Genomic DNA, 23,253 nt, shown 5'->3' on the forward strand with positions numbered 1-23,253 from the left:
TTAAATGGGGAATCGGGGTCCGAAAGTCTTCCTGAATCGGGCCTTTACATAAAAAAAGAAAACAGGGGGGTACTATGAGTACAAATCGAGAACAATGGTCTTCTAAATTCGGCTTTATCATGTCTTCTGCCGGTGCTGCGATTGGCCTGGGGGCGATCTGGAAGTTCCCGTATGTAGCCGGAACGAGCGGCGGGGGCGCCTTTTTGCTGATGTTTATCGCATTTACGATTTTGATTGGTCTTCCGATGCTCATTTCAGAATTTATTATCGGGCGCGGGGCACAGAAAGAAGCGGTGTCTGCCTATTATAAACTGGCGCCCAACAGTCCGTGGACCGTTACCGGCAAGCTTGGCGTTGTTGGCTGCTTCCTGCTGCTTAGTTTTTATTCGGTTGTTGGGGGCTGGGTGCTGATTTATACAGTCCTGTCGATTGGCGGCCAAATCATCACGCCTGGTGCAGCCTATCCGGAACTGTTTGGCATGATCACATCCACGCCAAGCTGGACTCTTATAGGGCTGGCAGTTTTTCTGCTTATTAACATTGTGGTCATCACATTCGGAATCCAAAATGGGATAGAAGCTGCAAGCAAATATATGATGCCGCTATTATTTATCTTTTTTATTGTGCTTGTGGTGCGCGCACTGACACTGGATGGAGCGATGGAAGGAGTCAAGTTCTTCCTGAATCCGGACTTCAGCAAAATCACAGCGGAATCGGCCCTTTATGCATTGGGACAGTCATTCTTTGCACTGGCTGTCGGCTTCTCATGTATGGTCACTTACAGCTCGTATCTGGACAAAAAAGTCAGCATCCCAAATTCAGCGGGCTCTGTTGTCATCATGAACATTATTATCTCTGTTTTGGCCGGATTGGCGATTTTCCCGGTTGTGTTTGCATTCGGATTTGAACCGGCGGAAGGCCCGGGTCTGCTGTTCATGGTCCTGCCGGCCGTCTTTTCACAGATCCCATTAGGGGAAGTGTTCCTGGCGATCTTCCTGCTGCTTTTCTTATTTGCCACCTTGACGTCATCGTTCAGCATGCTGGAAATCATCGTCTCTGCATTCATCGAAAACGGAAAGCATTCCCGGAAAAAAATCTCCTGGATCTCCGGCATTGTCATGTTCGCCGCCGGGATTCCTGCTGCTCTGTCGTTCAGCCTGCTGGGGGATTTCACCATTTTCGGGAAAAATATATTTGATGCAACCGACTACCTTGTCAGCAACATCCTGCTTCCACTAGGCTGCCTGCTGATTGCCCTGTTTATTTCTTTAAGAATGGATAAAGAGCTTGTAAAAGAGGAATTTATGCTCGGCAGCAATGTTTCGCCAGCCATGTACACAGCCTGGAGCATCCTGATGAAAGTATTGGTTCCTGCTACGATTGTTGTTGTGTTTATAAGTATATCGGGAATTTTTTGAAAAAAGCGCCATCCCGGCGCTTTTTTACTTGTTAGAGCACAGGGTTCACTAAAAAAATCAAATTCGAGGTTTATGGGCAAAATAGAAAGGGTATTAAGTGATAGGGGTTCGGAAGGATGAGGATGATATCTTCAATATTTAAGTTCAAGAGAAGGATTTTTCGTGATAGAAACGAAAGTGTATAATATATAAACCAAGGGGCGGGTGCTTAAAATGGAAGCAGCTTACAAAGAAACCAAGGATATAGCAGGATTTATTGTCGCAAATCGTGAGAATTTTCAGCGAAAATTATTATCCGAGGCTGTGAATGTGGCCTCCAAGATCAATGAAATCCTCCAAAGAGGTAATATCGATCTTTTAAAAAATGCCGAGATATTGGCTTTATATGTGGCTGAAAACAAAGAAGAAGAGCTGATTGCTTTTGCCAGACAGGAAGGCGTTGCCTGGGCGGAGCATTCCCTGACGCTTTCATTTAAGCTGGAATGGGTACAGGCCATCCGACGCACTCTGTGGTACTTTTTATACCAGTTTGACAAAGTCAAAGGGCAGCAGACCGTAGGTGATGAATTTTATAATATGGAAAAGGAAGTCAATGATCATGTTGACCAATTTTTGAATAACTTCTTCATCAGCTATTCTGATTATAAAGATGAAATGCTTAAATCACAGCGCAAACTGGTTGAGCATTTGTCGGTGCCGATTATTCCGATCAGCACTTCTGTCGCTGTACTGCCGCTGATTGGCATGATTGATTCTTACCGAATTCAGACGATTGAAGAGAAAGTTCTGATGGATATCTCATCCATTAAAATCCAAACTTTAATTATGGACCTTTCCGGAATAGCCGATATGGAAATTGACGTTATTGTTCACTTTAAAAAGATCCTGAGCGGCATCAAAATGATGGGATGCGATGCAGTCCTTACAGGCCTGCGTGCTGAACTTGTCCGTAAAATGATCCACGCCGGTGTAACATTCGAGAGCCAGGCAGAAACAAAGGGAACATTGCAGCAGACCTTACGGGAATATTTAGTGATCGAACCGAATTAAGAACAGATATTTACGTGCCTGTCGCTGTCCTTTTTGGATGGTGGCAGGCCTTTTTTCAGCAAAGGAGATCAGCATGAAAAATTTTGATGAAATGCTCAACATTCATACAAACGGTGACCAAAAAGGTTTCCATAAATCATTCCATTACCACCGCTACGAGCCCACTCCATATCAGGGCCTGGAAAAACTGTTCAGCGAATACGGGCTAAGAAGCAGTGATCGCCTGGTGGATTTCGGCTGCGGCAAAGGCCGGCTGCCATTTTATATTCACTATACATTTCGGGCATCTGCTGCCGGCGTCGAGATGAGTGAAACCTTTTACCGTGAGGCACTGGAAAATCTGCAGACTTACCAAGGGGAAAAAGACAGAATCAGCTTTCAGTGCATCCTGGCTCAGGAGTATGAAATAACACCGCAGGACAGCCATTTTTACTTTTTCAATCCGTTTTCGGTGCAGATTTTTATAAAAGTCGTCAACAGCATCCTGCTCTCAGCGGAAGAGAACCCGCGCAAAATGGACATCATCTTATATTACCCTTCAGAAGATTATATTTTTTATCTGGAAAACAGTACCCCATTTGAGCTGATAAAAGAGGTGGTCCTCCAGGGCAACGAAAGTGAGCGTTTTTTGGTCTATCGGTTTAATCAAACGTTTGATTGAAACCCCTCCAGCCATATTGTGTGGGGCATTCCTTTTACCGAACAGGCCTTGATTCCGGTTCTCTTTCATATTCACGGCTCGCTTTAAAGAGGAGACCTAGATTGATCAATCCGGCAATTCCCACTAAACCATAGACTACTCTTGATAAAACTGCATCCTGTCCTCCGAATAAGCTGGCAACTAAATCAAATTGGAAAAACCCAATCAGCCCCCAATTGATGGCTCCAATGATTGTCAGTACAAGTGCAATGCGCTGGAAACCGTTCATGTTCATATCCTCTCCTCGTGTTAATTAATTTACCAGGGTGCTGCATCGGGACAAACCGTCCCAGCCATAGTACCGATGCTTTTCCTGCTGTCTATTAGAAGATTACCCGGATATTGGGGGGGCAAACAATTTTCAGAGAGTTGGAGATGAAAAAAATATGAAAAGGGTGCCCATTTCAGGGCACCCTTTTACATGTCTAGCTCCGGGGCCTCCCCTCTCGGAGGTGTCGGGGATGGACAGGAGCTTGCGCTTTTCTGCTTACTTCGCACTCAAACGTCTAATACGCTCATCCAAATCAGGATGGGTCGAGAACAGCGAAGCTTTGCTTCTGTTATTAATTTTTAAAGTGGAGATTGCTGTCTGTTCTTCACCCTTAATGCGGCTGGAGTAGGCCTTCAGCATCTGCAGGGCATGTGTCATTTTGTCCTTGCCTGCCAGATCTGCACCTCCGCGGTCGGCGTGGAACTCGCGGTGGCGGGAGTAGGCGAAGACCACAAGGCTTCCAAGGATTGAAAAGGCGATTTGGAACACGATTACAGCTATAAAGTGTACTATCGGCGCCATTTCTTCTCTGACAAATCGGGATGCCACCCAGGCTGCAATTCGTGCAAGGAAGACAACGAATGTGTTGACAACCCCCTGAAGAAGGGTCATGGTGACCATGTCTCCGTTCGCGATGTGTGCCACTTCATGGGCGATGACGCCTTCAATGGCATCGTCATCCATTTCCTGCAGCAATCCAGTTGAAACCGCCACAAGAGAGCGTTTCTTCGAAGGACCGGTTGCAAAAGCGTTCACTTCAGGGGAATGGTAGATTCCCACTTCAGGCATATGTGTTAAACCTGCTGCTCTTGATAGGCGATGAACTTTTTCCACGATGTCACGTTCGGCTGCTGAAAGGGAACTATTTGGATCCAGCACCTGGACATTCATCATTCTCTTGGCCATCCAGCGGGACATCCAAAGGGAAATGAAGGAGCCAGTGAAACCAATCACGGCACTGACCACAAGCAATGAGCCAAAATTAATACCGCCTTGGGCATTGATGTAATTACCTCCGCCAATCAGCGAGAAAATAATGCTGATCGTCAATAGAACCAGCACGTTCGTCAATAAAAAGTAAAATATACGTTTACCCATTTCCTCACCCTTTAATCTATTTTGAGTTCATATGAACTTGTCATCTGACTATATAATATAATTTTTCAATTGAAATGACAAGTAAAAACTAGACGGTAAGGAAATAGACGTTGACTGTTATCCTTGAAACTATTAGGATGAAAGCATCGAAAAGAGAACGCAGGGGCTGATTATCTTGGAATTATTCCAGCTATCGAGGAAAAGCATGGCTGATTTCCTTCTGTCGCTGAAGGGGGAAGGGGGGCATTCGCCCAAACAAATCCTTCAGCAGGCATGGGCGGCCGCTCATGAAAAGAAAGGAATATCAACGGAAGCTTTTCTGGATACCAAAATGCCGGCTATATTTGAAAAATTGCTGCGGGCAGATTTGCAGAAAATCGGCTTTTCCATCAATGAAATCGTCGCACTGGGAAACCAGATCGAATTTACCCATCTATCTTCGACTGCCGTGCAAAATTGGGTAAAGCGGGATGTGAAGGACCTGATTGGCAGTCCGCAGCTCGGCAAGAAATATTCGGCCGACCAGGCTGCCATGCTTTTTATCGTGGAGGATCTGAAAGCGACGCTTGATTTCAATTCGATCCGTAAAATTCTTGCTCTCCTTTTTAATGATCTGGATGACCGCTCAGACGACCTGATTGAGCCGATCCCTTTTTATGCTGCATACGCGGCCATTTTTGAAAAAGCCCATCATCACAATAGTACCGAAAAAAGCATGTACGATCAGACAGAACAATGCATTAAAAAAGAGGCATTGAAAACATTGGAGAGTTTTCAGGATTTTACTGATCAGCAGAAAGACATCGTTTCCAATATTCTTGTAACGGCTTCACTGACTGTTTTATCGGCCTATTACAAGTCGCTGACAAAGAAATATGTAACAGCTACCTTATTTTTAAATGGGTAATCCAGGAAAGCATCGCCACTAGAAGGCGATGTTTTTTTATGCTCTTGTTTTATACAGTGATAATGATTATCATTGTTGATAGGATGAAACAGGATTGTTAGAGATGAATACAGATTGCTTTGGATTAGAAGACCTGATATTCAGGCTGAGAAAAATAGAATACATAAAAGAAGAAATGCAGTGGCAGCTGGAGCATCAGTTTACCAATCAGCATATTTTGCTTTCCGTTGTGAACGGAACGGGAGATTTAACGATTGAAAAGGACCGCTTTCGGATTAAGGAGAATAAGGGATATTGGATTCCGCCGGAGTTCACTTTTGAAATGACAGCAGATTCTCCGCGAGCCCTTGAACTGTATATATTCCGTTTCGATATCTTCCTCGACAGCGGTACAGGCGGGCTTAAAATCGAGAAGAATGCCTTCCCTTCTAAAAAGGAAATCCCTTTTTATCCATCAGGAAAGCTGATCTCAATCTATGACCGCATGCATTGAGATTTGTGCTGAACCCATAATGACCAGGAGCCTTAACGGAAAATGCCTTTAAGGCTTTTTTCATGTACACTGAAAATAACACATTGACCGTGTGGTGCACCCCACAGTTTAAGATATAAGGGAGGAAGCGATGTACAAGATTAGCGAGTTTGCGGAAATGACCGGGTTAACGAAGGAAACATTGCGTTACTACGCGGAAGTGAAGCTGCTGGAGCCCGCTTTTATTGACCCTGCTAATCATTACCGGTATTACGATGACGGCAGCTACTTTTTGGCTATCCTTTTACTAAAGCTAAGAAGATTAGGCTTCACCATTCAGGAAATGATTTCCGTGATGGAGGATGAATCATTCGCCAATCTGGAAGGATTGCTGATGCAAAAAAGAAAGCTGATCAAGAAGCAGGTGGAGGAGCTTCAAGGTCAAATGGAAGAAATCGATGCCTTTTTGGAATCGGGGAAGGAGGAAGAATCGTGATTCAATGGAAAGAAGAAATCATGATTGAAAGGAATATTGAAAAGGTGTGGAGCTTGTTTTCCGACCAGCACATAAAGAAAATCATGCCTAAGGTCGAAGGGCATACCCTGATTGAAAAAAGAGAAAATGAAACAGGGGCAAAGCACAGGCAAACCTACAGAGAAGGCAAGCGCCTGGAGACCTATATTGTCGAAACACTGGCTTATGAGGATTCAGAGGTTAAAAAGCATAAGCAGATCCATTTTGTATTGGGAAAGGCCTTTGAAATCACCCTCGCATTTACGCTGATTAAAATCGATGACTCCCTCACCAGGTTTATTTATGAAGGGGAAAATAAAGGGGTCAACTTCGTTGGAAGGGCCATGCTGAAGCTTGGCGGCGACAAAAACAACCTGAAAGTGGTTGAGGAATTTTTGCAGAAGGTTCGCGAAGAAGCATTCAAGCTATAATAAAAAACATCGTTGGTTATACCAGCGATGTTTTATCTATTAAACTTCCCGCCTCATCGCCTTCAGCACATCGACTTGTGTGGCTCTCTTGGCCGGACGCCAGCCGGAGAAGATGGTGACAGTCAGACAAATCGCCACACTGATCAGAGTAAGGGACCATGGAATATAGGAAAGCATGAGGCCCTCAGGCGGGGCTTCCTCAAATACCCTTTCCAGCACGAGCGGAAGGGCCAGGTTGACCGCATAGCTTATTCCATAAGCAACAATCGTGCCAAACAGGGCTCCAAGCAGTCCGATATAGCTGCTTTCAAGGACAAAGATCCGCTTAATCGTTTTCGGATGGGCACCGATCGCTTTCATGATGCCGATATCAGGGGCGCGCTCCGTAACAGCCATCGTCATCGTATTATAAATGCCGATGGAGGCAATGATCAAAGCAATGGTTCCTATGAAGAGAAGGCCGATTTTTAGAATCGTAAAAACCATATTGATCTGCTTCATCTCGTTCACGATAGAATAAACCATATAATTGCCGTCTTTCAATTGGTCATTGATGCCTGTGACAGCCTCAACATCTTTAGCGTAAAGGCTGACCCTATCGTAAATTCGGCCGGTATCCCCGGAAGCTCCTTCCACTTGCTCCGGACTGCCGCCAGGTGTACCGGTGAATGCTTCCACTTCCTTAAAGATATCTTCGGAAATGAAGACCGTGCGGATCTGCATCCATTCTTTAGAAGGCTTTTTCGTAACCCCGGTTATGGTCAGGGGAATGGACTTCTTGATCTCTTTGCCATCCTCCATTTTGATAACTTCCATTTCAATTGTCTTTCCGACTAACTCACCCTTGTAGGCGTATTCTTCTTTTATTGAACCATCTTCATTAAAGGCGTTTTCTCCTTCTTTCGGCTCCAGAGACAGACCATCCGCAAAGGAGGAGCCAACCACCACTTCATTCTCTTTTTCTGGGAGTCTTCCTTCAGACAGCTCGAATCCTGCTTTCACTTCTTCCGGAAAATAGGCTGAAACGGCTTCTGATTGAGCGGTATAATCCTCAGTTTTAAAGATCGGGCTTTGCTGCAAAGATTGCCTGCGGGTGACTGCTTTTACCCCTGTGATTTCTCGAAAATGTTGGATATCTTCATCTTTGATGCCCTGGAAATTCCCTTCACCCGCTTCTTTGCCGTGAACCTGGATTTCCGTTACGAGGCTGTCTTCCATTACATCCTGGATGATCGATTTATGAAGCCCGAATCCGACTGATGCCAGCACAATCAGAAAGGTACATCCAATCGCTGTGGCTAAAATCGTCATAAACAGCCTTGTTTTATTCTTTTTCATATTTTGCCTTACAAATCTGAATTGATCTTTTAAATTCATGCCAATACACCCTCCATAACCCTTCCATCTGTGATTTCAATTGTCTTATGGCCGATTGCTGCCACTTTTTCGTCGTGCGTAATAATCAGAAACGTAATGCCCAGATCACGGTTCAGCTCTTGAATAAACTGCAGCAGCTCGTTTTCTGTTTCGCTGTCCAGGCTTCCTGTCGGTTCATCAGCGAGAATGAGGGGAGGATTCACGACAAGCGCCCGGGCGATGCTGACGCGCTGCTGCTGTCCGCCGGAAAGCTCACTTGGATAATGATCTTTATATTCGATAAGGCCTACCCGCTTTAACGTCTCTTCCGTCTTCTGCTGTCTTTCCTTTTCAGTCATCCCTTTGAGAATGAGAGGGAGCTCAACATTTTGGTAAGCTGTCATGCTTGGAATCAGCTGAAAACTCTGGAAAATGAATCCGAGATACGCCAGGCGGAAATCAGCGAATTTGCCTTCGTTATAGTCACTGACCTTTTCACCATGAATCCAGACCTCTCCATGCTTTGGCTTAATAAAACCGCTGATGATATTCAAAAGCGTTGACTTCCCGGATCCGCTCCTGCCCACAATCGTGACAATCTCGCCTTTTTCCACCGAAAAAGAAACATCCACCAATACAGGAATAACCGTCTTCTTTTCTTTTTTGCCAATCTCAAAAGCATGGCTTAATTCTCTAACTTCAATCACACAATAACCTTCCTTCTAAAAAAGTGTCTGCAATCTAGACGTACGAAACAGCACTTTCGGCTTCAAAAAAATATAAAATAATTTTTGGTGACAGGCGCCGCCCAATTTGTCGAATCATTTTCGTGTGGTTTGAATATTTTGAATTTTAAAAGAGATAGGGCTAATATGAGTAGTAGTGACACTGTAAAAAAGGAGGAAATGCTATTGGAGCAGACACTTATTAAAGCCGATGATTATGTAACACTATGGGGAATTATTGTGGTGTGGGCATCGGCAAGCATCTATCTGGAGCAGCGATACAGCTGGGCAGCAAAAATTTCAGGGGCGATTGTTGCCCTGATTGGCGCCATTATTCTATCCAATACCGGCATTATTCCGACAGCATCGCCTGTATATGATGCAGTCTGGACTTTTATCATTCCGCTTGCGATCCCATTGCTTCTTTTCCATGTGAAGATTAAAAGAATCTGGCAGGAAAGCGGCCGGCTGCTGATTATCTTTCTGATCAGCTCCATCGGGACAGTGGCAGGGGTAATCATCAGCTTCTTCTTGCTGAAAGATCATATACCTGTCCTTGATAAACTGGGCGCGATGCTCACCGCGTCCTATATTGGCGGCGGGGTAAACTTCGCGGCCATGGCGGCAAAGTTCGAGACGCCAGGAGAAATGGTATCAGCAGCAGTTGTCGCCGATAATTTAATGATGGCCATTTACTTCGTCGCTCTGATGACGGTACCGGCCATTGGCTTTTTTCGGCGCCAGTTTAAAACGCCGCATGTTGATCAGGTGGAAAGCGGTAGTATAGGAGAAGAGGGGAAGACACTTGCGGAGAGCTTTTGGAAGCGAAAGGACATCTCCTTAAAGGATATCGCGTTATCCGTCGGAACAGCCTTTTTGCTGGTGGTAGTTTCGTTTAAAGTCGCTGAATTCCTGGACGCAGCCATTCCTTCAGGGGATGACGTTTCTTTTTTTATCAATCTCGTAAACGGGCTGTTTGGAGACAAGTATTTGATGCTGACCACTCTGACGTTCCTGGTTTTGGCCATGTTTCCGAGATACTTCGAGTCTATTAACGGAAGCCAGGAAATCGGCACATTCCTGATATACCTGTTCTTTGTCGTAATCGGCATCCCCGCATCGATCCCGCTGATTATCGAAAATGCCCCTCTGCTGCTGGTGTTTGTGTTCATTATCGTCGTAGTGAACCTGACCGTATCTTTAACAGCAGGCAAACTATTAAAATATGACCTCGAAGAAATCCTTTTGGCAAGCAATGCCAATGTCGGCGGCCCGACCACCGCTGCCGCCATGGCCATCGCCAAAGGCTGGAAGGATCTGATCGGGCCGATACTCGTTGTCGGAACACTAGGCTATATCATCGGGAACTACGTCGGAACCGCGCTAGGACTGTGGTTTTCCGGGTTTATGTAAACGTGGAGCTGCGCCCGCAATGGATTTTTTGCGGGCTTGTCCTTTTGCATGCCCTTCACATCGGTTAACATCTCTAGTATATCGGTCAATTAAAAATTAAAATCGGTCATAATTTCACTTTTATCGTCAGCTTCTTATTATATCGGTCAGCCGCTGATATTCCAGACTCCAGCTCCTCTTTCTCCCAAATTCCATCCTTCTTCAAGAAAAATCCAAAGATATTTTTCATGATTTGTACTATAATAATAGCTGGTTTATTTTTAGAGAAACGAAATAATAGAAAGCGGTGTTGATACCTTGGATAAACGGTTTGGTACCGTAACGATATTTTCTTCTGTTCAATGGCTATTTTTTATTTTTGCAAATACTGTGATGGTCCCGATATCGGTTGGAACAGTCTTCGGGCTGCCGGGAGAAACGATTGCGATGATGCTGAGAGCCTCGCTTATCTTTACGGGGCTGGCAACCATTTTTCAAGGCTGGAAAGGGCATCGCTATCCGCTCATGGAAGGCCATTCCGGCTTGCTGTGGGGAGTCATCCTAAACCTTGGCCTGTCGGCATCGTCCCTTGGCATGAGCTATACGGAAATCGGGGGCGGAATTGCGACAGGCGTCCTGCTCGCTTCGGCTGTTACCCTAATTCTAGCAGCCTTCAACGGCATCTCACTGCTAAAATCGATATTCAGCCCTATGGTGATGTCCGTTTACCTGTTCCTATTAACCTTCCAGCTGATTTTTATCTTTTTTAAAGGCATGATGAAGGTTAGTGAACAGGGCACCATTGATGTTCCCATCACCCTTTATTCCTTTGCACTCGTCATTTTTGTGAGTTTATTAAAATTAAAAGGGAACGCCGTCATCAGCAATTTTTCTATTTTAATAGGGTTGCTGGCAGGATGGATCGGCTATGATCTCCTGTTTGCCGGTCAAGCAATGCAGGGGACAGCGTCCGGAGAGTTAAGCTTTACGCTGTTTCCGCTGGGACAGCCTAACCTCGAAATCGGAATTGTAGCCGTCGCCTTTTTTGCCAGTCTGATGAACCTGAGCAACACAGTCGCTTCCATCAGCTCCAGTGACCGCTTATTTAAAAAAGAATCCGGGAAACGCGAGTACCGCGGATCGATTTTTATCACCGCAGTATTTACAGTGATGGGAAGCGGGTTTGGCCTCGTGCCGTATACTCCATTCACCTCATCGATCGGATTTCTGCAAAGCACGAGGATATTGATGAGAACACCATTCTTCATTGGAGGCGCGCTCCTGACGGTCATTGGCCTGATCCCGCACCTGGGTTCATGGCTGGCCGGCATGCCGGTAACAGTCGGAAACGCCGTGCTGTTTGTCGCGTACCTGCAGCTGTTCGGGACTGCTTTCAACAGCTTAAGCGGAAAAGTGTTCAACTCAGACACAATCTTCCGTTTAGCCGCACCCGTTCTAATCGGCATCAGTTTAATGAATACACCTGCTGCGGTATTCGCGGAATTGCCGGTTTTGATTCAGCCATTCCTATCCAACGGGCTTTTGATGGGCGTCCTGATCTCCATTCTTCTTGAAAAAATGGTGAACTGGTCTGCGTTCGAACAGCTGGAGTTAAAGAATAATTAGAAAAATCCCCTGTGAAGGGGATTTTTTAATAGATGGATGATGCATCGGCAGGCAGGGTTCGGACATGCTTTAAAAATGCAGTTACACGCTTATCATCTTCAAATGGGTACTCGAAGCCAAGTTTTTCTGCGACCTCGACGGCTGTATTTCTGAAAAGGGAGCACATTGTGAAGAGGGCTTCCCATATGTGATTAAAATCGGCGTCTGAATAGGTGGATTTGAACTGCTCCCATACCTTGGCAGGAAGAAAATCGGGCAGATACTTGCCTGCTTTGCCTGAGCTTTTTGTAAAATCGTCTGTGATGCCGACCTTCCATTCCAGCATTGTAATCATCACATGGCGGTTAATCTGCTCATGCATAAACATTGCGTAAGTAAGCTCCCTGCGCCAAATCCCTTTGCTGATATTCATCGTGATCCACCAAAATTCATTACAGAGATCCGCAAATTCCTGCGCACTCGGTTTCTTGATAAGATAATCCCGATCACTGGCTGGCGGCAGGTACCCAATCAGCCCATCCTTATCAAGAAGCAGCACACTCAGACTGTCGGGCTCCAGCAGTTCATCTATCTTTTCAGCCGGAATCAAAGTCAGATCAATCCGGTTCCCGTCCATAAACTGCATCAGATAAGGGAAGCGTCCATGCCCATCGGCAGGCGGCAGCACCTTCTCCTCCGGCATCTGCATCATAACCCGCTCACCAAATACATTCACCCAGCTATGATCACAGGTAAAGGACTCCATTTCCCTAACTACGTACACAATATCGTAATCCTGAAAAATATCCTTCCTCACATTCGGATTCGCGCGCGAACCACTCAGAATAACTGCGCGCACCCGCTCATCTTCCCGGGCTGTTGATACAATCAGATTCATCATCTCGGTTTCGGTTCTTGACTTCATGTGGCCTCCTGGATTGTTTGGTTATACTATTAAGATACTTTTTTTAGGGGGGAATTCCTGTTATTTTTATTATAAACCCGAAAAAGGGCAACTGAGTTGGAGGGAAGTGCTTTAATATTTCTGCTGTATCCCTTATTTGGTCGTTAATAGCACGGATTACCGATTATTCTTTAAGAATGGATCTCCCTTTTCGTTGTTATACCTTGAGATTAAATAATTTGAAGCCTTCATGAAGCCGAAAAAGAAACCAGAGCCAGAAAAGCGGTCGCTATAAAACCTCCATAAACAAAAAGAACCAGGCGCCTTTCCCCCTTCCAATTAAGAATGCACCAACTTTACCTGCTGCTTCAAAATCTTCCCGCTTGCATTCCGCGGCAGTTCATCCACAAAGGAATAAATCCGCGGACATTTAAACTCAGCCAGATGTTCAGCGGCAAATGCGCGCAATTCCTCCTCTGAAGCATCTCCCTTAAGCACGACAACAGCCTTAACGGTTTCGCCCCAATCTTCATGCGGCACACCGACCACACAGGATTCCAAAACCGCGTCATGCTTTGCGAGTACTTCTTCGACTTCACGCGGATAAATGTTGACGCCGCCCGAAATGATGACATCCTTTTTGCGGTCGACGATGTAAAAGTAGCCATCCTCATCCCGATAGGCAATGTCGCCAGTATAGAGCCAGCCATCCTTTATCGCGGCATTCGTTTCTTCCAGGTTATTGTCATACTCCAGCATGAGGCTGTCACCTGTCAGGAGAATCTCGCCATATTCATTCGGATCCGTATCAGTGCCATCCGGCCGGACGACCCGGATTTCCATATTAACAGTCGGATTTTTGCCGATGCTTCCGGCCTTGTCCAGATGCTCCTCCGGATATAGCAAAATTCCATTCGGGCCCGCTTCCGTCAGCCCGTAAACCTGATAGAAATTTTCATTCTGGAATGCTTTTTTCACATGGTGATAGGAGGCCAGTGCCAGCGGACCGCCGCCATACGCAAAAACACGCATGCTCGATAAATCATAAGAAGCTAAATCCGGATCCTTGGCCGCAAGCAAATAGGCGACTGGTGCCGCAAATGAGAAGGTCGTCTTTTCCTGCTGAATCCAGTTCAGGAATCCTTTTGGTGTAAAGTCGCTGATCACATGGGTTGCTCCGCAATAAAATCCGCTCATGAAAAATGTATTCAGTGGAGCAGAGTGGGAGAGCGGCATCAGGGTAAGCATGGAATCTCGATGGGTCAAGCTGAAATTAACCGAAACCGCGGCGGCAATCGCAAGAATGCGTTCATGGTTAAACACAACTCCCTTTGGCATACCGGTTGTTCCGGATGTAAAAAGAATCTCGCAGACATCCCGCGAATCAATCGGCACATGTAGATTGCCTTCAGAAAAATGAGCTGAAGCCCCAACAACATCCTGAATCGAAAAATAGTAATTCAAATTTTCTTTTAACGAGGTCACCGTTTCAGCAAGCTCATCCTCATACAGAATCCCTGCAGCGCTCGCATTTTGAAAAATAGCCCCCAATTCCTTCGGTGTCAGACGGATATTTATCGGCATCGGAATGGCGCCGATCTTCATGCAGGCAAAAAAAGCAAAAAAGAAGTGTTCATTATTGCGCGACATCACTGCAATCCGGTCGCCGTGTCGGACCCCTTCATCCTGAAGATATCTTGCGAGCCTGTTGCATGTGCGGTTCATGTCACCGTATGTAAGGCGGTTCGACGCCGTAATAAAGGCGTCCTTTTCAGGAAACTTCCTTGCGTTTCTCTCCAATACTCCGTGAATCGTTGTTCCCACTTAGCTCAGCCCCTTTTAAAATGAATTTTATGTTTTCACCCGGCTGTTTTCATACTTTTCTTTGTAAGTCAGAATGTCTTCCCGCAGCATTTGCAGCTGCATGATCTGCTCTTCAATTTCCTTTAGCTTGCTGTCAGCGAAGGCAATAATCCTGCTTTTTTCCGCTTCACCTTCCGGATTTGATTCATAAAGACCAATCATCTCCTTGATTTCCTGAAGGCTGAAGCCGAGCTTTTTTCCGCGCAGAATCATCTTAAGGCGGCGGCGCTCACGATTCGTATAGGTGCGCTGCTTGGTCAGGCTGTCCCGATTTTCCGAAAACAGCATTCCAATTTCCTCGTAATAGCGGATCGTCCTGGAGCTGATGTCAAACATCGTCGCGAGCTCGCTGATGGTAAAAACTTTTTCTTCTGTCATTATGCATCCTCCTAGTTGACGTAAACGTTAACCTAGTTTTATAATAATTCTGAAAATTAGTATTTGTCAATTAAAAAAAGGAGTGATTTTTCCATGACGATAACTTCCCAGGACCAAAAGGTAAGAGGAAAGAATTCATACACATTTGATGAGTTTTTAGAGAAGCGCAGCAGTCTGGATTGGTATAAGAATGATCCAATTTTGCAAAAGGCCTTAAAGAAATATGCAGGCGCGAAATATGAACAGATACATAATGAACTGCAGCATTTTTCTTCTGCTGTTTCTTCCAGATGGAACCCCCTTGCAGAAAGAGCGGCAAGGCCGGAAGCCCGTCCGTCTATGCTTCATTTTGATGCCTTCAATCACCGCATTGACCGTGTCGTCCGTCCAATGGAAACGCATCAGCTGGAAAAAGAAGTGTTCGGTGCAGGTCTCTTTTCAAGCAAAATGCCAGCCTGGGAAAGTTTTGCAAAGCGGATGCTGATTCATCAGCTGGGGGAAGCAGGTGTCGCCTGCCCGCTGACATGCACGATTGGATTAATTGCACTCCTTGAACAATATCCGAATGAAGATATTCCAGAGCTGGAGCAAATTTTACAGCATACGAAAGAGGGGCTGGAGGGGGACTTTGCGATTGGTGCCCAATTCATGACAGAAATCCAGGGAGGATCGGATTTGCCGGCCAATGTGCTTGAAGCTGTTCCAGATGGAAAATACTATCGCCTCTTCGGCAATAAATTTTTCTGTTCGGTTGCCCATGCCGACTATTCGGTGGTCACGGCGAAAATTTCAGGCACTGATAAAGTATCGACATTCATCGTTCCTTCCTGGCTTTCGGGAGATAAAGATAAAGAAAAGCGCAATGGGTATGAAATCAACCGGATCAAGTGGAAAATGGGCACGGCCGAGCTGCCGACAGGGGAATTTCAGTATAATGGGGCTCTTGCTTACCCGGTTGGGCCGGCAGGAAAAGGGGTGGCCATTGCAGCCGGCATCGTCCTAACACTATCCCGCCTTGAAATTGGCATTGCCTGCGCAGGATTCATGCTCCGAGCAGCACGTGAAGCCAGTCTCTATGGCAATTTCCGGACTGTTTTTGGCAAAAAGGTAAAAGATTACCCGCTATCAGTGAGAACACTGAAGAAAATTGAAGATGCCGCACACCGCACAACGGCAGGAGCTTTTAAAATCTATCATCAATTCCTGTTTCTTGATCAGCCGCTGAATGCGGGTATTCCGGTTGATCAGCCAATTGAACTGAGAAAGCAGCTGTTTAACCTTAGGGAGCTTGTGCTTCTGCAGAAAATCTGTGCAACAAACGAGGGAGCAGAGGTGCTGCGCGATGCCATCTCCGTCTTTGCTGGCCATGGTGTCATGGAGGAATTCTCTTCACTGCCGCGCATTTTCCGCGATATTGTCGTCAATGAACAGTGGGAAGGCCCGCGCAATCTGCTGCTGACGCAAATATACCGCGATATTCAGAGAGTGACAGACTGGTATCCGTCAGCTGATTTTGTAGCGAATGTGCTTGAAGGAGCTTCACAGGAAACGATTGATCGATTTGCCGAGCAGCTGACAGATCTGCTGCAGCGCCCGGTGTGCGGGGAAGTCAGCGAAGCCTCCATGGAAGCGGCTGAAGAGTGGGATGTGTTTTGTGATTCCTTTTTTAAAGCGTATCAGAAAATTGCGCTGGAAGAATTGCAGTAAAAAGAGATGCCTGGCGGAAGCACGCCAGGCTATTTTAATCACAGAACCGCGAAGATTTACAAAAAAAATAAATATATCCTTTAAAAATCTCAATATAACTTCGAAATTTAACTTTTCCGTGAAACCGGTTAATGCTTAATCCGATAGATAATCGATGCCAGGAAATTAGCCAGAAAAAAGACAGGGTTTCCCTGAATGTTCTCATGTAGAACCAGCTCGCCTGCTCTCATATTGTCATACATTTTTCCATGTGTTTTCCCCTTTGCTTTATTTTGGGCTTCTTCTTTTTTTAAAGCGATTAAAAAGCGGTATTGCATCGGCAGGATCAGGAGAGATAGTAATACATATAGTCCGAGTATTCCCCAAAAAATGTTTAAAAGCATCATGTCCCCTCTTAGTTAATTCCATTTTATACCAAATCATTGGTGTTTGAATTAGAACATACGTTCTTTAATGATGCATAAAACCGCAGCTTCCAAAATAAGATGAAGTATCATCCAAGAAAAGAGGCGATCCACACATGATTACAAAAGAGATGCTGGTCCGTTTTGATGAGCTGAACCGCAGGAAAAAGGATTTGGAAGCCGAACTCGATAAACTCAAAGACATGTTCCACCAGTATTTCGATACAGCAGTGGGACAGAATGAAAAAGGAGAAGTGAAGATTGACAGCTACAAATTGCAGAGGCAGATTAGAAGGACAGAAAAATTCGACCCCGCTCCGACTGTCAGCAAACTGGAGGAGCTGAATCTTCTCGACCTGATTCAAAAGCGGCCTGACGAAGGGAAAATAAAATCTGCTGTGGATCTGGGATTGATTAAGGAGGCGGATCTGGAAGGATGCAGAATTTCCAAGACAACCGCAGCTCTCCTGATTAAAAAGCTGGATTAATTTTTTTATCAAAAGTGTTTGACCTTCACGCTGCGTAAAGGTGTATCGTAATAAACAGAAAGTACTTTCTAGATTTTTCAATGTCTAGCTGCAGCGCCTAGCCCCTCGGGGTCATAAGCCAAATCACTCCAGAAATCAGGAAAGGAAAGCTTCGGCAGCGATCATCGCCCGACCAAAGCTTGCTTTGGGAGGTTTCCTGCGTGATTCGTCTTATGCCTGTCGGGCTTGCACAGGATGTGCTGACTTCAACGTTCGCCACAGGACGTGGCGGTTTTTAGTTGAAGTTCATCTGGAGGCGCTTCCGCTTTTCTTGAAAGGAGGCCTATCGCATGGAATACACAGTGCAGAAGCTTGCGCAGCTGGCTGGGGTCAGCTCGAGAACCCTCAGGTATTATGATGAAATTGGCATTCTTAAGCCGGCAAGAACCAATTCGTCAGGATACCGGATTTATGGTCAGCAGGAAGTTGACAGTCTGCAGCAGATTCTGTTTTACAGAGAACTTGGCATCTGCCTTGATCAAATTAAGGAAATTATCACAGCACCCGCTTTCGATGCTGCGGACGCACTGAAGGAGCACCGCGAGAAACTCCTTGAGAAAAGAAAGCAGCTCGATCTGCTTATTACGAATGTTGAAAAAACCATAGCGTCAGCTGAAGGGAGAACGACCATGTCAGACAAAGAGAAGTTTGAAGGATTCAAAAAGAAAATGATTGAAGATAATGAAAAACAATACGGAAAAGAAATCCGTGAGAAATATGGCGATGAAACGGTTGAAAAATCTAATGCCAAACTCATGAACATGACCCAGGAGGAGCATGAGGCCGTAACAAAACTGGCTGAAGAGGTGAACACCACTCTAGCCGAAGCCATGCAAACTGGCGATCCGGCAGGTGAGCTTGCACAAAAAGCAGCCGACCTGCACAAGCAGTGGATCACTTTCTATTGGAGTGAATACAGCCAAGAGGCCCACGCCGGCCTGGCAGAAATGTATGTGGCAGATGAAAGGTTTAAAGCGTATTATGATAAAATCCGCCCAGGTGCGGCCGAGTTTTTAAGAGATGCGATTAACATTTATACTGGACAGAAATAGGAATGAAAGCGGCTGGCTCTGCCAGCTGCTTTTTTGTGTGAAAACTTTATGCGCCGCTGCTGCTGCTGATTGCGTTGTTTTGGTGGATCATTGTGCTGTTCTGCATCATGATTGCGCCGTTCGCCTATAAAATGGGTTAACAACACCTGTAAATGCGCCATCAAACCAAATATACGCCATTTCAATCAACAATTGCGCCATCCCCACCATAATTGTGCCCACCAGCAGAATATTTGTGCAATCCCGCCACCCCCCAATATTTCACTAGAACCATCGGCTTACTGTATGTAACTCATCGCATGGGGAAAGATGAATAACATGATACCAACTCGGGCAGGCAGGTGATGAGATGAGCCGTATTCCTTCATTTACAGATGAGCAAAACCTTAGGGAAAAGTTAAGAGATGTTTCACTTGAACATTGGCTGAAGGAGGATTTGTTCAGCTTTAATTGGTGGCTGCTGCTGGCTGCCAGCATTTTGCCGTTTTTTATTTGGTGGAGGCTGGTGGATAAGGGGCGGCTCTTTGAGATACTTGCTTTCGGGCTGCTATGTGCGATCTTCGCCTGTTTTCTTGATGTTGTGGGATTAAACTTTCTTTTGTGGGGATATCCGGATAAGCTGTTCTACTTTATTCCGCCGTTAGTGCCTGCAGATTTTGTGGTGATACCCATTTCGGGAATGCTTATTTATCAGTATTTTAACACGTGGAAAAGCTATGCAGCTGCAGCGGTAGGCCTTGGAATCCTGTTTGCTTTTATCTTTGAACCGTTATTCAGCTTTTTGAATATGTTTGTCCTTATTAACTGGAAACACACCTATTCCTTTATCGGTTTTATCATCTTTTTTCTTGGCGTACGCCTTTTAATGCAGTCCTTAAAGCGTACGGCTGAAAAAATAAAATAAGCGGTCAGCAAAGCTGGCCGCTGTTTTACTGGATTAATAGTCAGAGCTATGGGAACATTTTTTACAGCAGCAAAAATGTCGGTGTTCGAATGAGCATTTCTTGCAAGGGCAATGATGAATTTCCGGTGAGCATTTTTTGCAGGAACATCTTTTATGCTCATCAGAGCATTTTTTACAGGAACAGTGAGGTTTAAAATCACTCGTGCATTTCCTGCAGCCGTGATGTTCATGTTTGTCCTTCTTTTTGCAGCAGACTTTCTTGTAGTAATATTCTTCAACACAATATTGGCACATGGGATTCACTCCTTTCTCTCCTACTAATATATGAAGGAAAAAACAGAAGGAAAGAGCCCTTGTCCATAGTGCTTGAAAATCCGCAAAAGCCCCCTCGGTTTTTGAGAGGGCGGAACTATGTTACTTAACCGTCTCCGGAATCACTTTAGCATCACTGCTTTTCTTTTTTTGCTTTTTCTTCATCCAGCCAAAACGGAGGCTGGATGTGGTGAACAATCGGTAAACTGCCGGGATCAGCAGCAGTGTGATAAAGGTCGCAAACAGCAGGCCAGAAATTATGACCATTGCCATCGGCGCCTGATAGTTGCCGGAAGTTCCCGATGCCAGGGCAAGGGGCAGCATTCCGCCAACCGTAGTAAGAGTAGTCATGAATATCGGCCGGATCCGGTTTTTGCCTGCTTCCAGAAGTGCCTCTTCAACAGAGAATCCTTCCAGGCGGAGCTGATTCGTACGGTCAATCAGCAGAATGGCATTATTGAGCACAATCCCTATCAGCATGACAATTCCCATTCCTGACATTACACTAAGCTCCATCTGCGTGAGGAACAAACCGAGAATGACGCCGATGATGGTCATCGGTATGACAGACATGACGATCAGCGGATGGCCAAGGTGGTTAAATTGGACCGCCATCACCAAATACACAAGGAAAATCGCAATCGCTAAAACAAACACCATATCCATGATTAATTCCTGCTGCTGTTCAAGATCCCCGGCAGCTGCCACACTATAGCCAGCAGGGGCTTCAAAATCATTGATCAGCTTTTGGACATCCCGGTTTACGGCACCAAGGTCCTTGCCTTCAATATCAGCCGAAATGGAGATGAAGCGCTCCCCGTCATGATGGGAAATATCATTAGGTGAATCTACACTCTTGAATTCAATGAAGGAAGATAATGCTTTCTCGCCCTGGGCAGTTGGAACTTTTAAATCCAGCAGATCTGACCTGGAATCAGTTTTCTCAGCCCATTTCAAGGCAAGCGGTACATTTTCTTCATTCATGGCCATTTCCCCGACAGGCATTTCCATGAATGTCTGCTCAATAAACTGCCTGATTTGCAGCTGGGTTAAGCCTGCCGTTTCAATTGCTTCTTCTTTTAAAACAACAACCTGCTCCTCTGAAGTGCGCTCCATCGTGTTGGTCACACCGACGATGCCGTCAATCTTTTCGAGCTCCTCAGAAAAATCACCGGTAAGCTTCTGCAGATCTGCGAAATCTTCGCCTGTAATATTCACCTGGACCGGTGATCCGCTGCCAGCCGACATTGCACTCTGGACATTTTTAACCGGGAGGGAATCCGATAGGCTTCGAAGCTGTTTCATTATATCTTCATTGACATCTTTTTGCTCTCTTGTTATGTCATCTCCTTTTGTCATATTGATGATCGCATAGAACATTCCGCCGGTGTCCATGACATAATTGGATTCTACATCTTCAATTGATTGAAGTTTCTGATTAATCCCCTGAGCGATGTCTTCTTTATCTTCAATCGAAATACCTGTTTCCAGGTCAACCATCAGCTCTGTGTAGCGGTTAAACATATCGGGCATAATTGTCATTGGAATTTTCGTCACAAGTGTTAATGAGCCGGCAAACATCAGGAAGAAAATCGCTATGACCGCAAAACTGTAACGCTTTTTCCGGATGGTCCAGGCCACAATCCGGCTATAAAGGTGCATAATCGGCCCTTCTTTGCGCTCCTTCTTCGGCTTGCGCAGCTTCAGCAATTTTTCTGAAAGCGAAGGGATTAAAGTAAATGAGACAATAACCGAACTTATGAGTGTAATGGCTACAACAGCAGACAGCATGATCATGAATGTGCCCACATCGCCGCCAATAAGGCCGATTGGCAGGAATACCACGATTGTAGTGAGCATCGAAGCAATAACTGCTGATGAAACCTCTTTCGTTCCTTCCAAAACGGACTCAAGCTTGCCAAGTCCCTGTTCTTTCTTTCGATAGATGGATTCAATGATAACAATCGAAGAATCCACCATCATCCCGATCCCAAGGCCAAGCCCAATCAGGGTCAGGATATTAAAGCTGTAATCAAAAACCCACATCGCCGTAAACGTCAGCAGGATGGAAGTGGGGATTGACAGGCCGATGATAAAGGTGGCCCTTACATTCCTTAAAAATAACAGCAGAATGGCAATGGCAATGACGCCGCCGATTAAAATGTTGCCGGTCACACCTTCAATTGATTCCTGTACATAATCTGCCTGTGCCACCATTTCGTTCAGTTCAAAGCCTTTCACCAGTCCGTCTTCGCGGATGTTTTTCACTTCATCGCGGACCGCAGCTGCCATGTCAATTTGTGTGGCACCTGCAGCACGGCCAACCTGGACAAAAATAAAATCCTTCGTGCCATTCTTCCAGACGAACGATGAACTTTTAATCGGCTGAAATTGAACATCTGCAACATCTTTCAAATCAACAAATCCATTTTGTGATGGGATTTTAATATTCTGTACATCCTCCACATTTTCAAGCTTCGTATTCCAGCGGAGGGAAGGAGAATTGGCATCACTGCTGAGTTCTCCCAGTGTGGCTTCGCTGTTAACCTGCTGAATCGCACCCATCACAGCTGCAGAATCCACCCCTTTTTCTGCCAATTTGCTGCGGTCCAATTCAATGATTACCTCGTGCTCCTGAACCCCTGCAAGCGATACGTCGCGGACTTCCGGCAATGCTTCCAGGCGCGGTTCAAGGACCTTTTTGGCAAAAGTGGTCATCTCCTCCATACTGCCGCCGGATACATCCATATAGAATTCATAGCTTTGCGTGGTCCCATACTGCCCAGACGTGACATCCGTGATCGCGGCATTCTCGCCTTTAGCGGCGTTTGCAGCCGTTTCTACTTCTTTAAAAAGTTCATCGCCCCGGCCCTGTTCAAACGTAATTTGAAGTGAGCTCCGTCCAATTGCGGATGTGGAGACAACCGAGTCCACTCCCTCAATCCCCCTGATTTGCTGCTCCAGGGGGTTGGTGATCGATCGTTCCACTTCAATAGCTGCCATTTCACCGGCACTGACCTCAACATAAGCACCATCCATCGTTACCGGCGGCATCAGCTCCTTATCTAATTCGATAATGGAAAAGCTGCCGATGGCCAAAATCAGCACCGTCATAAGGGCGACCAAAATCTTTCTCTGCACAATCATTTTTAGTAATTTCATAAACATTCTCCTTGCTCCCTAATAATGGAAATTTGCACCCAAGACCTAATTATACAGAGGGAATTAGGTACAAATAACTAATTTTTAAATAATTTTCCAAT

23 protein-coding genes are annotated in these 23,253 nt (G+C 45.5%); 13 read left to right on the top strand and 10 right to left on the bottom strand.

Annotation, left to right across the window (positions count from 1 at the left end; all coding sequences use genetic code 11):
• Window positions 1-74: 74 nt before the first annotated feature.
• The 3 genes from DFO72_RS15975 (at window position 75) to DFO72_RS15985 (ending at window position 3,129) form a co-directional block, all read left to right on the top strand.
• Window positions 75-1,418: a sodium-dependent transporter gene (locus tag DFO72_RS15975; protein ID WP_113882946.1), complete on the top strand. Its 1,344-nt coding sequence runs from the start codon at window positions 75-77 to the stop codon at window positions 1,416-1,418.
• Between the two features lie 213 nt (window positions 1,419-1,631).
• On the top strand, window positions 1,632-2,468 hold the full coding sequence (locus DFO72_RS15980; protein WP_113882947.1) for an STAS domain-containing protein: 837 nt from the start codon (window positions 1,632-1,634) through the stop codon (window positions 2,466-2,468).
• A 67-nt stretch (window positions 2,469-2,535) separates the two neighbouring features.
• On the top strand, window positions 2,536-3,129 hold the full coding sequence (locus tag DFO72_RS15985) for an SAM-dependent methyltransferase (protein ID WP_181782325.1): 594 nt from the start codon (window positions 2,536-2,538) through the stop codon (window positions 3,127-3,129).
• Between the two features lie 34 nt (window positions 3,130-3,163).
• Here the strand turns inward: DFO72_RS15985 and DFO72_RS15990 are convergent, their stop codons facing one another.
• Together DFO72_RS15990 and htpX are read right to left on the bottom strand one after the other, a co-directional pair.
• Entirely contained in the window at window positions 3,164-3,397 is a 234-nt protein-coding gene (locus tag DFO72_RS15990; RefSeq protein WP_113882949.1) for a DUF378 domain-containing protein, read from the bottom strand.
• A gap of 258 nt (window positions 3,398-3,655) precedes the next feature.
• Window positions 3,656-4,537, bottom strand: coding sequence for a protease HtpX (gene htpX, locus DFO72_RS15995; RefSeq protein WP_113882950.1), 882 nt, complete (start codon window positions 4,535-4,537; stop codon window positions 3,656-3,658).
• A 175-nt stretch (window positions 4,538-4,712) separates the two neighbouring features.
• Between htpX and DFO72_RS16000 the strand changes: the two genes are divergently transcribed.
• The 4 genes from DFO72_RS16000 to DFO72_RS16015 all read left to right on the top strand — a co-directional run bounded on the left by DFO72_RS16000 (window position 4,713) and on the right by DFO72_RS16015 (window position 6,861).
• On the top strand, window positions 4,713-5,444 hold the full coding sequence (locus DFO72_RS16000) for a DUF1836 domain-containing protein (protein WP_113882951.1): 732 nt from the start codon (window positions 4,713-4,715) through the stop codon (window positions 5,442-5,444).
• 103 nt (window positions 5,445-5,547) lie between these two features.
• Window positions 5,548-5,937, top strand: coding sequence for an AraC family ligand binding domain-containing protein (locus tag DFO72_RS16005; RefSeq protein WP_243856196.1), 390 nt, complete (start codon window positions 5,548-5,550; stop codon window positions 5,935-5,937).
• Between the two features lie 130 nt (window positions 5,938-6,067).
• Window positions 6,068-6,412, top strand: coding sequence for a MerR family transcriptional regulator (locus DFO72_RS16010; RefSeq protein WP_113882953.1), 345 nt, complete (start codon window positions 6,068-6,070; stop codon window positions 6,410-6,412).
• Window positions 6,409-6,861, top strand: coding sequence for an SRPBCC family protein (locus DFO72_RS16015; RefSeq protein WP_113882954.1), 453 nt, complete (start codon window positions 6,409-6,411; stop codon window positions 6,859-6,861). The genes DFO72_RS16010 and DFO72_RS16015 overlap by 4 nt, the downstream gene beginning before the upstream one ends.
• Before the next feature lie 39 nt (window positions 6,862-6,900).
• On the opposite strand, the gene DFO72_RS16020 is transcribed toward DFO72_RS16015, so the two are convergent.
• A complete protein-coding gene (locus tag DFO72_RS16020; RefSeq protein WP_113882955.1) occupies window positions 6,901-8,238 on the bottom strand; it encodes an ABC transporter permease in 1,338 nt (445 codons plus the stop codon).
• Entirely contained in the window at window positions 8,235-8,924 is a 690-nt protein-coding gene (locus DFO72_RS16025; protein ID WP_113882956.1) for an ABC transporter ATP-binding protein, read from the bottom strand. Before DFO72_RS16025 ends, DFO72_RS16020 begins: the two co-directional genes overlap by 4 nt.
• Before the next feature lie 204 nt (window positions 8,925-9,128).
• Between DFO72_RS16025 and DFO72_RS16030 the strand changes: the two genes are divergently transcribed.
• Together DFO72_RS16030 and DFO72_RS16035 are read left to right on the top strand one after the other, a co-directional pair.
• A complete protein-coding gene (locus DFO72_RS16030; RefSeq protein WP_113882957.1) occupies window positions 9,129-10,355 on the top strand; it encodes a DUF819 domain-containing protein in 1,227 nt (408 codons plus the stop codon).
• Between the two features lie 297 nt (window positions 10,356-10,652).
• Window positions 10,653-11,960 carry a uracil/xanthine transporter gene (locus DFO72_RS16035; protein WP_113882958.1) on the top strand — a complete coding sequence of 436 codons (1,308 nt, stop codon included), beginning with the start codon at window positions 10,653-10,655 and terminating at the stop codon, window positions 11,958-11,960.
• Window positions 11,961-11,985: 25 nt separating this feature from the next.
• Here the strand turns inward: DFO72_RS16035 and DFO72_RS16040 are convergent, their stop codons facing one another.
• The 3 genes from DFO72_RS16040 to DFO72_RS16050 form a co-directional block, all read right to left on the bottom strand.
• Entirely contained in the window at window positions 11,986-12,864 is an 879-nt protein-coding gene (locus tag DFO72_RS16040; RefSeq protein ID WP_113882959.1) for an aminoglycoside 6-adenylyltransferase, read from the bottom strand.
• Window positions 12,865-13,182: 318 nt separating this feature from the next.
• Window positions 13,183-14,667, bottom strand: coding sequence for a class I adenylate-forming enzyme family protein (locus DFO72_RS16045; RefSeq protein WP_113882960.1), 1,485 nt, complete (start codon window positions 14,665-14,667; stop codon window positions 13,183-13,185).
• Between the two features lie 27 nt (window positions 14,668-14,694).
• Entirely contained in the window at window positions 14,695-15,084 is a 390-nt protein-coding gene (locus DFO72_RS16050) for a MerR family DNA-binding protein (protein WP_113882961.1), read from the bottom strand.
• A gap of 93 nt (window positions 15,085-15,177) precedes the next feature.
• On the opposite strand from DFO72_RS16050, the gene DFO72_RS16055 reads away from it, so the two are divergent.
• On the top strand, window positions 15,178-16,791 hold the full coding sequence (locus DFO72_RS16055) for an acyl-CoA dehydrogenase family protein (protein ID WP_113882962.1): 1,614 nt from the start codon (window positions 15,178-15,180) through the stop codon (window positions 16,789-16,791).
• A gap of 128 nt (window positions 16,792-16,919) precedes the next feature.
• On the opposite strand, the gene DFO72_RS16060 is transcribed toward DFO72_RS16055, so the two are convergent.
• Window positions 16,920-17,177 (bottom strand): DUF3949 domain-containing protein, encoded by a 258-nt coding sequence (locus tag DFO72_RS16060; RefSeq protein WP_113882963.1) that lies wholly within the window; start codon window positions 17,175-17,177, stop codon window positions 16,920-16,922.
• Window positions 17,178-17,311: 134 nt separating this feature from the next.
• Between DFO72_RS16060 and DFO72_RS16065 the strand changes: the two genes are divergently transcribed.
• Both DFO72_RS16065 and DFO72_RS16070 read left to right on the top strand, forming a co-directional pair.
• Window positions 17,312-17,683 carry a hypothetical protein gene (locus DFO72_RS16065; RefSeq protein WP_009335095.1) on the top strand — a complete coding sequence of 124 codons (372 nt, stop codon included), beginning with the start codon at window positions 17,312-17,314 and terminating at the stop codon, window positions 17,681-17,683.
• Window positions 17,684-18,012: 329 nt separating this feature from the next.
• Entirely contained in the window at window positions 18,013-18,774 is a 762-nt protein-coding gene (locus DFO72_RS16070; protein ID WP_113882964.1) for a MerR family transcriptional regulator, read from the top strand.
• Here DFO72_RS16070 and DFO72_RS29530 read toward each other — a convergent pair.
• Entirely contained in the window at window positions 18,756-18,959 is a 204-nt protein-coding gene (locus DFO72_RS29530; protein ID WP_166672504.1) for a hypothetical protein, read from the bottom strand. The genes DFO72_RS16070 and DFO72_RS29530 overlap by 19 nt on opposite strands.
• 164 nt (window positions 18,960-19,123) lie before the next feature.
• Between DFO72_RS29530 and DFO72_RS16075 the strand changes: the two genes are divergently transcribed.
• Window positions 19,124-19,678 carry a CBO0543 family protein gene (locus DFO72_RS16075; RefSeq protein WP_113882965.1) on the top strand — a complete coding sequence of 185 codons (555 nt, stop codon included), beginning with the start codon at window positions 19,124-19,126 and terminating at the stop codon, window positions 19,676-19,678.
• A gap of 414 nt (window positions 19,679-20,092) precedes the next feature.
• On the opposite strand, the gene DFO72_RS16080 is transcribed toward DFO72_RS16075, so the two are convergent.
• Window positions 20,093-23,152 carry an efflux RND transporter permease subunit gene (locus tag DFO72_RS16080; protein ID WP_113882966.1) on the bottom strand — a complete coding sequence of 1,020 codons (3,060 nt, stop codon included), beginning with the start codon at window positions 23,150-23,152 and terminating at the stop codon, window positions 20,093-20,095.
• Between the last annotated feature and the right edge of the window lie 101 nt (window positions 23,153-23,253).

Source organism: Cytobacillus oceanisediminis (assembly GCF_004366035.1).
GTDB classification, from domain to species: Bacteria; Bacillota; Bacilli; order Bacillales; family Cytobacillaceae; genus Cytobacillus; species Cytobacillus oceanisediminis_C.

What these genes read in the sequence shown, in the direction of transcription:
- DFO72_RS16005 (WP_243856196.1), top strand. Translation starts at nt 5,548, where the DNA reads ATGAATACAGATTGCTTTGGATTAGAAGACCTGATATTCAGGCTGAGA.
- DFO72_RS16055 (WP_113882962.1), top strand. Translation starts at nt 15,178, where the DNA reads ATGACGATAACTTCCCAGGACCAAAAGGTAAGAGGAAAGAATTCATAC.
- DFO72_RS16050 (WP_113882961.1), bottom strand. Translation starts at nt 15,084, where the DNA reads ATGACAGAAGAAAAAGTTTTTACCATCAGCGAGCTCGCGACGATGTTT.
- DFO72_RS15980 (WP_113882947.1), top strand. Translation starts at nt 1,632, where the DNA reads ATGGAAGCAGCTTACAAAGAAACCAAGGATATAGCAGGATTTATTGTC.
- DFO72_RS15975 (WP_113882946.1), top strand. Translation starts at nt 75, where the DNA reads ATGAGTACAAATCGAGAACAATGGTCTTCTAAATTCGGCTTTATCATG.
- htpX (WP_113882950.1), bottom strand. Translation starts at nt 4,537, where the DNA reads ATGGGTAAACGTATATTTTACTTTTTATTGACGAACGTGCTGGTTCTA.
- DFO72_RS16070 (WP_113882964.1), top strand. Translation starts at nt 18,013, where the DNA reads ATGGAATACACAGTGCAGAAGCTTGCGCAGCTGGCTGGGGTCAGCTCG.
- DFO72_RS16060 (WP_113882963.1), bottom strand. Translation starts at nt 17,177, where the DNA reads ATGATGCTTTTAAACATTTTTTGGGGAATACTCGGACTATATGTATTA.
- DFO72_RS15990 (WP_113882949.1), bottom strand. Translation starts at nt 3,397, where the DNA reads ATGAACGGTTTCCAGCGCATTGCACTTGTACTGACAATCATTGGAGCC.
- DFO72_RS16020 (WP_113882955.1), bottom strand. Translation starts at nt 8,238, where the DNA reads ATGAATTTAAAAGATCAATTCAGATTTGTAAGGCAAAATATGAAAAAG.
- DFO72_RS16040 (WP_113882959.1), bottom strand. Translation starts at nt 12,864, where the DNA reads ATGAAGTCAAGAACCGAAACCGAGATGATGAATCTGATTGTATCAACA.
- DFO72_RS16080 (WP_113882966.1), bottom strand. Translation starts at nt 23,152, where the DNA reads ATGAAATTACTAAAAATGATTGTGCAGAGAAAGATTTTGGTCGCCCTT.
- DFO72_RS16065 (WP_009335095.1), top strand. Translation starts at nt 17,312, where the DNA reads ATGATTACAAAAGAGATGCTGGTCCGTTTTGATGAGCTGAACCGCAGG.
- DFO72_RS16075 (WP_113882965.1), top strand. Translation starts at nt 19,124, where the DNA reads ATGAGCCGTATTCCTTCATTTACAGATGAGCAAAACCTTAGGGAAAAG.
- DFO72_RS16010 (WP_113882953.1), top strand. Translation starts at nt 6,068, where the DNA reads ATGTACAAGATTAGCGAGTTTGCGGAAATGACCGGGTTAACGAAGGAA.